The organism is Sediminivirga luteola (genome assembly GCF_014639315.1).
Taxonomy (GTDB): domain Bacteria; phylum Actinomycetota; class Actinomycetes; order Actinomycetales; family Brevibacteriaceae; genus Sediminivirga; species Sediminivirga luteola.
Genome location: NZ_BMFY01000032.1, coordinates 1 through 5,590, shown reverse-complemented (window position 1 = coordinate 5,590; position 5,590 = coordinate 1). Strand labels below are relative to the sequence as shown.

Annotated in this window: 5 protein-coding genes; 2 read left to right on the top strand and 3 right to left on the bottom strand. The window is 61.3% G+C overall.

The window, feature by feature from the left end:
- Nucleotides 1-107: 107 nt before the first annotated feature.
- Nucleotides 108-1,658 carry an IS1634 family transposase gene (locus tag IEW13_RS17115; RefSeq protein WP_188552120.1) on the top strand — a complete coding sequence of 517 codons (1,551 nt, stop codon included), beginning with the start codon at nucleotides 108-110 and terminating at the stop codon, nucleotides 1,656-1,658.
- 30 nt (nucleotides 1,659-1,688) lie between these two features.
- On the opposite strand, the gene IEW13_RS17710 is transcribed toward IEW13_RS17115, so the two are convergent.
- Complete coding sequence (locus tag IEW13_RS17710; RefSeq protein WP_268235224.1) at nucleotides 1,689-1,817, bottom strand: hypothetical protein; 129 nt, start codon at nucleotides 1,815-1,817, stop codon at nucleotides 1,689-1,691.
- Nucleotides 1,818-1,850: 33 nt separating this feature from the next.
- Nucleotides 1,851-3,545 carry a recombinase family protein gene (locus IEW13_RS17110; RefSeq protein ID WP_188552119.1) on the bottom strand — a complete coding sequence of 565 codons (1,695 nt, stop codon included), beginning with the start codon at nucleotides 3,543-3,545 and terminating at the stop codon, nucleotides 1,851-1,853.
- 30 nt (nucleotides 3,546-3,575) lie between these two features.
- On the opposite strand from IEW13_RS17110, the gene IEW13_RS17105 reads away from it, so the two are divergent.
- Nucleotides 3,576-3,860 (top strand): hypothetical protein, encoded by a 285-nt coding sequence (locus IEW13_RS17105; RefSeq protein WP_188552118.1) that lies wholly within the window; start codon nucleotides 3,576-3,578, stop codon nucleotides 3,858-3,860.
- A gap of 22 nt (nucleotides 3,861-3,882) precedes the next feature.
- Here the strand turns inward: IEW13_RS17105 and IEW13_RS17100 are convergent, their stop codons facing one another.
- Nucleotides 3,883-4,803 (bottom strand): hypothetical protein, encoded by a 921-nt coding sequence (locus IEW13_RS17100; protein WP_188552117.1) that lies wholly within the window; start codon nucleotides 4,801-4,803, stop codon nucleotides 3,883-3,885.
- Between the last annotated feature and the right edge of the window lie 787 nt (nucleotides 4,804-5,590).

Here is a 5,590-nt window from a genome sequence, read left to right as displayed (position 1 = left end):
TACCGATCATCGAGGACCTCGACCCCTACCCACCCTCAGCTACGCCGCGAGTCCCGCTCCCCACCAGAAGTCCGAAGAGCCACTAAACCGGTCGATAGAATGGGGAGGTGTCCCCGTTCTTACGCAAAGTCCGCACCGCTTCGGGAGCGACAGCGGTGCAGATCGTGGACAAATCCGGCGGGAAGTACCGCATCGTCAAGCATCTCGGCTCCGCACATACCGACGCCGAACTCGCAGCTCTCATGCGCACCGGCTACGACGAGCTCAACCCTGACCAGGAAACACTGGATCTGGGAATTGATCACGAGCCGGATCCGGGACGGGCGCTGGTGCAGGCGCAGCGGTCGCAGCTGCTCGTCGACGTCATCCGCGCCGCCTACGACCGGCTGGGCTTCGACGTGGTGGCCGATGAAGCGTTCTTCCAGCTCGTGCTCGCCCGGCTGGTCGAACCGACCTCGAAAGCTGACAGCATCCGCGTGATCGATGAGCTCGGTATCAATCCAGCCCATCGGAACACCTTCACGAAGGCGCTCAAACGCTGCGGACGCGATGACTATCGCGATCAGATCGCGAAGGCTTGCTTCACCCACAGCGTCAATACCAGCGGACTGAGCCTGTTGCTCTACGACGTCACTACTTTGTACTTCGAGGCCGAGAAGGAAGACTCTTATCGGAGAGTCGGCTATTCCAAGGAACGTCGCGTCGATCCGCAGATCGTGGTCGGAGTGCTGGTCGATCGGGCCGGATTCCCGTTAGAGATCCACGCCTTCGAGGGCGACAAGGCCGAAACCCACACCATCGTCCCGGTGATCAAAGCCTTCCAGCAGCGCCATAACGTCGCCGACATGGTCGTCGTCGCCGACGCCGGCATGCTGTCAGCGCTGAACCTCGACAAGCTGAACGAGGCCGGGCTGCGGTTCATCGTCGGCTCCCGGCAGACCAAAGCACCCAAGGACCTGGCCAACCACTTCCACTGGCACGGCACCCATCACGAAGACGGCACCACCGTCGACACCATCACCATGCGCAAGACCGCCCCGAACCCGTATCGAACGGTCACACGAGCCGAACCGATCTGGCACCCTGACGAGGACGCCGATCAGTGGCGGGCGGTGTGGCAGTACCGGCGGAAACGCGCCCTACGCGATCAGCAGACGCTGAACCAGCAGCGCAACCGGGCGATCGCGATCATCGAGGGCGAATCGCGGCCGAAGAACGCCCGCTTCGTCACCACCAAGGGCGCGAAGAAAGCCTTCGACGAGACCGGCTACGACCGCGCAATGCGCCTGGTCGGCTGGAAAGGATACGTCACCAATATCCCCGCGGACATCATGTCTGCTGGTGAGGTCGTGAGTTCGTATCACGATCTGTGGCGGGTCGAGCAGTCGTTCCGGATGTCCAAAAACGACCTGGCAGCCCGGCCGATCTTCCACCGCACCCGCGACGCGATCGAGGCCCACTTGACGATCGTGTTCACCGCCCTCGCTGTCGCCCGTTACCTCCAAGAGCAATCAGGCGTCAGCCTCAGAAAGCTCGTCCAGGCGCTCAAGCCGCTGCGCGAGGTTACCATCAGCATCGGCGACCAAGCGCTCACCGCTCAACCGCAGATCCCGGCCGACACCGCCGACATCCTCAAGAAGCTCGACATCTACGGGTAACTAAACGTGTGCAACTCGGGACGTACCATCTCAGCCCTGTACTTGCATATCAGTCAGCGCCATTTCTACCTTGCGGCTCGCCTCGTCATCATGTTCTCGCATAGCTTCGGCGTAGACCCGTCGTGCCTCCCGAAGCCCGGTGCGAGTCGTGGCGTTCATTGACCACTGTCTCGACTATAACGAGCTGGCCACCTATGTCCGCGTCACAACGACGCTGCCCGCGACGCTCGCTGCGTGCCTCGCGGCCGCCGCGGTCACAGCCGGCGAGTCTTCGCCCACACCGCCGCGCGATGAATCCCTTAGTGCCTCGCGCGCGGGTACGCTGACGCCGTTCGCGCGGGCTGTTCGCATAGCGTCCACTTCTGCCTCAGTCAGCGGTGTTCGAGGTCGTCTCGTTGCCTCTGTAGAGTCCCGAATGAGGGGCTCACCCTGTTCGCAGGCAGGCTCAATACCCCCGAGAATGGCCTGATTCCAAGCGAAAACGAGCTTCTCAATGCGTCGTCGTCGATTCCCACAGGGCTCCATCAGGCCCACCCAATGTGTCAAGTTCGAACTTGTGGCACGAGAGTTCTTAGCGTCGCTGGTCTGCGCTGGCCCGACGTAGGAGTCGGGGTCGTTGCCCCACTGGCGGGCCTGGGTGTGAACGGCCGGGTCGAGGAGCATGTTGTAGGGGCGGGCGATGTCTGCTTGGACCTCGCCGTCTTCGTCGATGTAGAGCTTGGTGAAGAAGGCCTGGTTGCACAGGCGTCGGACCTGGTCGTCTCCGCGGGTGTAGACCGTGGAGACCTCGCCGAGGAGACCGAGTGAGTCTTCGAGGTGAGCCCGGGCGTCGGCGTAGTCGCTGTGGTGGTCCTCAAGACGGGAGTTCACTGCTGTCAGTTCGACTTGGAGCCGGTCCTGTTCGCGCTTGAGCAGGTCAAGGGGCACCGCTTCGGCCAGGTGGGCACGGAGTAGCTTGGCCTGCTGCTCTTCCAGCTCCCTCTTACGCGAGGCGAGTTCCTCGAGCTCGGCCTCGGTCCGGGCCAGGAGGTCGTCGAAGTCCTGGGTGAGCATCCCGTGGAGGTCTTCACGCAGATCGGCAGGGATCTCGATGCGCTGGTAGAAGTCCAGGATGAGGCGTTCGACGGTGGTGACCAGGATTGCCGAGCGGGTGCAGTCGGTGCGCTTGCGGGCTCGCCCGGCGCAGACAAAGTAGGGGTAGATCGCTCCTTGGGCGTTCTTGGCGTTGGTGATCACCAGGCGGGAGCCGCACTGACCGCAGTAGACGGTGCTTTTGAGGTAGTGGTCGTGGGCCTGGGTACGGTCTCCGGCGGTGTTGTGGGCGGTGAGGATGTTCTGGACCTGGTACCAGACCTCGGGTTCGACCAGGCGCGGGTGCTTGCCTTCGTAGCGGGTGCCACGCCAGATGACGTCCCCCTTGTAGTAGGGGTTGCCGAGCATGCGGTGAATGGAGGATTGCGAGATGGGCTTCGCTGGCCGTTTCGGGGTCGGCAAGGTGGTCAGGCCCCGGTCGGTGAGTTCGTCATGGAGCTGGGAGAGCGTCCAGTTCCCTGAGGCGTAGGCCTGGAAGGCCCACTGCACGAGTGGCCCGCGGACGGGGTCGATCTCCACGGTCCGGATTTCACGTCCAAGGTCGTCCCGGCTCCGGGTGTTGAGATAGCCCACCGGAGCACGCGAGGGTGTCCCGCCAGAGGCGACCTTCTGCGTCATGCCCTTGATGACCTCGGTAGCGAGATTGCGGGAGTAGAACTCTGCGATGGTGGACATGATCCCGTGCAGGAGCATTCCCGAGGGCGTCTCGTCGATGTTCTCCGTGGCAGAGACGAGCAAGACGCCGGCCTCTTTGAGCGTCATCGCCGACCTGATCAGGATCGCCCCCGAAGGCATCGCTCGCTGGCTCGAAGAGGAGACAAACCCATGACCACGCCCACGCCTTTGCCTCCGACCACCTTGAACACAATCGCCGGCCTCATCCACGCCTGGCACCACCACCGCGAGACCGAAGCCCGCATCTACGCCCACCTCCGCGAACTCGTCGACGCCGTCGAGACCAGCATGGACATCGACGGCCCACCCCCGGGTGGCTGCAACAGCCTTTCCGAAGACCTCGTCAACCTCCGCAGCCTCGAGCCTGGCGAGGTCGACCAGATGCTTGAGAATCTCAGCAACGGTGCGAATTGCCAGATATCAGGTGATTCATAGCGCGCGGTGATGAGCTTACTTCTTAGTCGTTGCCGTACTCTCCCTCGTAGCCGGCAACGTCGCTGGCATCGCCCGGAGTATAGAAGGTGTCTTCAAGCCCAGCGGGTTCCAGGAGTGAGTAATCGTCGAGGACGAGGCCGCAATGTTCACAGCTAAAGTAGCTCGCATCGACCGTCAAAGTAACGATGACATCGTAGTCATCCTCGGCGATTTGCTGATACTCAGTGTCTACGCCGGATACATCTTCTCCTTCGAGGTATCCCATGGCACCGCAAGCGGGGCAGTCAACAGGCTCCGAGTGGCCCAATCCGGCCGTTAACACGCGGCCCGGCTGCCACTCGTTCGCCACTCGCTGCTGCAAGGTCCCAGCCTCGTACTGGGCGCGCCGCTGGCGTGCGCGCTCTATGAGCATTTCTGCTCGATGTTCCAAGTTCTTCTTGTTCTGTTCTAAGTACCCTCTAACGAGGTCGGTGCGTGAATATCCAACAAGATCCTCGATCTCCTTGTCGCAGGCGGATATAAGGACTACGGCTTGTGCCCAGAACCGGGGCCACCAGGCAGACTCGGGGATGCGAGTGAACTCTGCCGAAGCTGAGTGGAGATACTCGTTCCTAGCCCACGCAATCTTTTCAGCTTCTCGCTTGTTGAACGGCTTGAATGCTTTCTCGCAGCGAGAGAAAACTGCCTTCGCCGGCACCGATTCAAATCTAGCGGTGCCGCCAATGAGGCCGAGTGCAATTAAGACGTTGGTTCCATCGGTGTCTGGAGTGGCAATGAGGAGCGGCGATTGTCGTGCTAGCGCCGACTTTGCAAGTAGCTCTAGAGCCAGCGCCGCCCAAAGTGCGCGCTCATCAAAGGGGCGAACTTCCTCGTCCTCCATCGCCTTGTGTAGAAACAGCTTCGCTTTTAGCCAAAGCGCATTATGGTCGTAGGGCGTGATCATGGGCGCGCCTCGCTCTTTATGAGAAACGCGAGACGTTTCAACTCTCGATCCGGGTGGTCTTTAGCGTCAGACCGGGCGTGAAGGACTCGGCGGTTGTTGATGACGAGAACCTTGTTTGGAGTGTCCCACTCGAACTGCTCGGCCGCTTCGCGGGCGGAGTCGAAGTGGAGCGCCGCTCGTCGGGCACGTGAGTCCTGTGGTGTCATGCACCCGGGATCGAAGCGATATCGCCCGTATGTATAAGCGTGAGCGAGAAACGCTCTCTTGCCGTCATCGACTTTAAACACGCCTTCTGACATATCCTCACGCAATTCCGCACTCCATGAGGCGCCTGGTCTCCAAACCAGTGTTGGCACGGGGTTTGGATGCTCCGAGGTGAGGATGACAATGTCAGGAGGACATTCGAGGTGTGCGCCGTCCGTGTGTAAGGGTTGCGCTCCGGCTCCATACGTGGCTGACAGCGAGCGCTTAGGTGCTTCGCTGCTATCGATTGGGCGAAGAACATCAACTGCTTCGGAACCGCCTCGGCTCGCAACAGTTGTCAGACTCAGGAAGTGTGCCTGTCTCTGAATCTGGTCAAGGGATGCTGACGTCGTAGCCCACCCGTCTGTCCGGGCGGACGAAATTAGATCTCGAAGTGATGTTTGCCCAATCATGTCGATACCTCTAGCTTCAATGCCTGCTGCGCGGAGCCTGGCGTGGGCGGATGGGTGCTGCATACTGATGTCGTTCATTTCTACCAGCGCACCTAGTCGCTGTGGCGGTCTCGATGCGGGTGATGAGTGCA